The 4,069-nt window shown below is 60.1% G+C and carries 4 protein-coding genes; all 4 read left to right on the plus strand.

What is annotated here, in order from left to right; genetic code table 11:
* The first annotated feature begins 452 nt into the window (after positions 1-452).
* From ACESMD_RS14630 to ACESMD_RS14645, 4 genes are read left to right on the plus strand one after another with little or no spacing between them, the layout of a single operon-like run.
* Positions 453-1,118 (plus strand): ABC transporter permease, encoded by a 666-nt coding sequence (locus tag ACESMD_RS14630; protein ID WP_372614411.1) that lies wholly within the window; start codon positions 453-455, stop codon positions 1,116-1,118.
* A gap of 47 nt (positions 1,119-1,165) precedes the next feature.
* Positions 1,166-2,326 (plus strand): ABC transporter ATP-binding protein, encoded by a 1,161-nt coding sequence (locus ACESMD_RS14635; RefSeq protein ID WP_372614413.1) that lies wholly within the window; start codon positions 1,166-1,168, stop codon positions 2,324-2,326.
* Between the two features lie 4 nt (positions 2,327-2,330).
* Positions 2,331-3,062, plus strand: coding sequence for an ABC transporter permease (locus ACESMD_RS14640; protein ID WP_372614415.1), 732 nt, complete (start codon positions 2,331-2,333; stop codon positions 3,060-3,062).
* A 53-nt stretch (positions 3,063-3,115) separates the two neighbouring features.
* A complete protein-coding gene (locus ACESMD_RS14645; RefSeq protein ID WP_372614417.1) occupies positions 3,116-3,997 on the plus strand; it encodes a glycine betaine ABC transporter substrate-binding protein in 882 nt (293 codons plus the stop codon).
* The last annotated feature ends 72 nt before the right edge of the window (positions 3,998-4,069 follow it).

Genomic DNA, 4,069 nt, shown 5'->3' on the forward strand with positions numbered 1-4,069 from the left:
CGATACCCTTCAACGAAGCCGTCATCATGACCTCCCTTGCGCCACTTCCACACTGCCAAAAAAACCACCCCGCCGGCCCGAGAAGGGCAGCGGGGTGTGGCGAGGAGACAGGCTAGAGGGTCGGCCGAGAAACGACAAGGGCCGACAGGCGATTTCCCGTCAGAGCCCGGCGTTGACCACTATACAGTCCATGCCCTCCTGAACCAGGCTGCGACAGGCGTCATAGGCCTGGCTCTCCTTGTCGGTCTGACCAGAGCTTAGCGCCTGGTCCGAATTTTGGGGACCACTTCATATATCTGTTAGGCTAGTTTTTTCCGACGCAGTGTGTGCTGGGCCTTTACAAACGACTTGGCGTTCATAAGCGACTTGATTTGCCATGCAGCGGTTGAACTCTGCGGCAAATCAAGTCGTTTCATGTCGTCGGAAGTCTCTGCTAAAAGAGGAGCCGTCGCTTGGAACTATTGCAATACGCCCTCGACAATATTGAATTGCTCGGCAGTCGGACGCTGGAACATATCGCCCTGGTCGGGGTTGCCGTGGGCATCGCCACGCTGACCGGCGTGCCCATCGGCATGGCCATCACCAAGAACGAAAACCTGGCCAAATCAGTGCTGTATGTCGCCTCGATTATCGTCACCATTCCGTCGATTGCACTGTTCGGCATCATGATCCCGATACTCTCGATCTTCGGCCAGGGGATCGGTTACGTGCCGGCCGTGCTGGCGGTGCTGCTGTACTCGCAATTACCGATCATTCGCAATACCTATACGGCGATCAATAACGTCAATCCGGCACTGCGCGAAGCGGCACGCGGGCTCGGCATGAGCTCGAACCAGCGCTTACGCATGGTGGAAATCCCCTTGGCGGTGCCGGTCATCATGGCGGGGGTACGCACTGCGGTGGTGCTGAATATCGGGGTCATGGCAATTGCGGCCTATATTGGTGCCGGCGGTCTGGGCACCTTCATCAGTCGCGGCATATCCCAATCCGACCCGCGCCAGCTGATCGTCGGTTCGGTCGCCGTGAGCCTGCTCGCGATCATTGTCGATTTTTCTCTGCTGGCGCTGCAGAAGCGCCTGACGCCCAAGGGCATGGAGCATGACGCTTCAGCCGACTGAGACGCGTCCTACGCGAACCGCTTGCTGCTCACCAGAACAGGATCACTATGATTCAACTCGACAATCTGACCAAAGTCTTCGATACCCCCAAAGAGGCCGTGGTCGCTGCCGACCATATCAGCATGAACGTGCCTGCCGGTGATATCTGCATTCTGCTCGGCCCTTCGGGTTGCGGAAAGACCACCACGCTGAAGATGATCAACCGCATCATTCGCCCTACCTCGGGCAAGGTCTTCATCAATGATGAGGACACCAGCGGCATGAATACCCAGGACCTGCGTCGCAATATCGGATATGTCATCCAGCAGATCGGCCTGTTTCCCAACATGACCATCGAGGAAAACATCACGATCGTGCCCAAGCTGCTGGGCTGGGACAAGAACCGCTACAAGAAGCGCGCCCGTGAGCTGATGGACATGATCGCCATGGATTCCGAGGCGTTTCTCAAGCGTTATCCCAGCGAGTTGTCCGGCGGCCAACAGCAACGTATTGGGGTGGCCCGGGCCCTGGCCGCGGATCCGCCGGTGATGCTGATGGATGAGCCCTTCGGTGCCATCGATCCGATCAATCGGGCGGTGATTCAGGATGAGTTCCTCAAGATGCAGCAGGAACTCAAGAAGACCATCATGTTCGTCAGCCACGACATCGATGAGGCGATCAAGATGGGCGATCGCATCGCCGTGTTCCGTGAAGGCAAGCTGGTGCAGTACTCCACCCCCGACGACCTGCTGGCGGCGCCCGAGAATGCCTTCATCGAGTCGTTCCTGGGCGAGGATCGTGCCCTCAAACGCTTGAACCTGGTCAAGGTCAGTGAGGTGGTGAGTAGCGATATCGGCAGCGTGCATCCCGACGACACGCTTGAAACGGCGCTATCCCGCATCGATGACTTCGGTTACCTGAACTCGATCCTGATGGTGAATGACCGCCACCAGCCGGCCGGGGTGATCACCCGCGCCGTTGCCCGCACCACCAAGGGGTACTGCCGCGATCATTTCCAGAGCGCGCCTCCCGTCGTCAGGCTGGACGATGACCTGCGCAAGGTCGCTTCACTGATGTTCGCCAGCGGCACCACCTGGCTGTCCTGTGTCGATGATGACGGCCGCGTGAGCGGTCAGATCACCCAGCGCGCCATGACGCACCATCTGGGTTCGCGCTTCCGTACCCGCGAGGCCGCTATCCGGAATCCCGCCAGCGCCGTCAAGGAGTGAGCCGATGCCCATACAGAGCCTGAAAGGGGCCCTGCGCGCACTCCTGCTGGTGGTGATCTTCTTCGCCGGGGTATGGAGCCAGTCGAGCGGGGTCATCGACGACTTCCTCTTCTATCTGCCCGACGTGCAGTACCTGGCCATCCAGCACCTGTGGCTGACGGTGATCTCCGGCGGTCTGGCGATCCTGGTGGCCATCCCGCTGGGCATCGTGCTGTCGCGTCCGAGCATGAGTCGCTGGGCGGAATCGCTGATGCAGGTGCTCAACGTCGGCACCACCATCCCGACGCTCGCGGTGCTGGCGCTCTCCATGAGCTTCCTGGGCATCGGCTCGGTACCGGCGATCTTCGGGCTGTTCGTTGCCACCCTGTTGCCGATTACCCGCAACACCTATGCCGGGCTCAAAGGTGTGGACCCCGCACTGATGGAGGCCGCCGCTGGCATCGGCATGTCGTCGACCCAGCGCCTGCTGCGGGTGGAGCTACCCAACGCCCTCTACGTGATCTTCGCCGGCATGCGCACTGCACTGGCCATTAATGTCGGCACCGTGCCGCTGGCTTTCCTGATCGGTGCCGGGGGGTTGGGTGAGCTGATCTTCACCGGCATTGCCCTGTACGATCCGGTGATGATGCTGGCCGGCGCGATTCCCACCTCCCTGCTGGCGATCACCGTCGATGCCCTGGTCGCCACCGTCGCCTTCCTGGTGGTGCCGAGGGGAGTCAACCCGGCACGCGCCTGACCGTTCATACCGGGCGGTAACACCATCCACTAGTAAGACAAGGAGAAGCACCCATGAAACACCTGATGACCACCCTGTCTGGCCTGGCTCTGGCTGGGGCCATGACCACAGCCGGCGCCGCCGAGATTACCGTCGGGGGCAAGGACTACACCGAGCAACTGATTCTCTCCAGCATGACCGAGCAGTATCTCGACGCCCTGGGCCATGACGTGACCATGCGTGATGGCATGGGGTCGACGATACTTCGCCAGGCCCAGGAAAACGGCCAGGTGGATCTCTACTGGGAGTACACCGGCACCTCTCTGATGGTCTACAACAATATTAGCGAGTCGCTCTCCCGCGAGGCCACATACGAACGGGTCAAGGAGCTGGATGCCCAGAAGGGAATCGTCTGGCTGAGCCCCTCCGAGGCCAATAATACCTACGCCCTGGCCATGCGCGAGGAGGACGTCGAGGAACGCGGTATCGAGACGCTCGATGATCTGGCCGATGCGGTCAATGATGGTGAGGACCTGACCTTAGGCCTCGATGCCGAGTTCTATGCGCGAGATGATGGCTGGCGTCCGCTTCAGAAAGCCTATGATTTCAAGGTTCAGCGCAGCGATATAGTACGCATGGACACCGGCCTGATCTATTCGGCTCTGCGCGATGGCGACGTCGATGTCGGAATGGTCTATTCTACTGACGGTCGCGTCCCGGCCTTCGATTTCCAGATCCTGGAAGACAACCGAGGCTTCTTCCCCGCCTATGCGCTGACCCCGGTCGTGCGCCAGGAAACGCTTGATGCCACTCCCGAGCTGGCGGAGCAGATGAGCATTCTCTCCGAACTGCTCGACGACGACACTATTTCCGAGCTCAATAGCCGCGTCGACGTGGAGCGCGAGACCATCGAGGATGTGGCCGAGTCCTTCCTGCAGGACAACGAGCTGCTGTAACGCTTTTTCTTCGATAACACCCTCTGTTCGTAGGCCGATGCTTGGCATCGGCCTACGACGCATGTTTGCGCG

The organism is Halomonas sp., assembly GCF_041689495.1.
GTDB lineage: Bacteria > Pseudomonadota > Gammaproteobacteria > Pseudomonadales > Halomonadaceae > Halomonas.

Excerpts from the sequence above, each read along its gene's own strand:
- ACESMD_RS14635 (WP_372614413.1), top strand. The coding sequence starts at position 1,166 with ATGATTCAACTCGACAATCTGACCAAAGTCTTCGATACCCCCAAAGAG.
- ACESMD_RS14640 (WP_372614415.1), top strand. The coding sequence starts at position 2,331 with ATGCCCATACAGAGCCTGAAAGGGGCCCTGCGCGCACTCCTGCTGGTG.
- ACESMD_RS14645 (WP_372614417.1), top strand. The coding sequence starts at position 3,116 with ATGAAACACCTGATGACCACCCTGTCTGGCCTGGCTCTGGCTGGGGCC.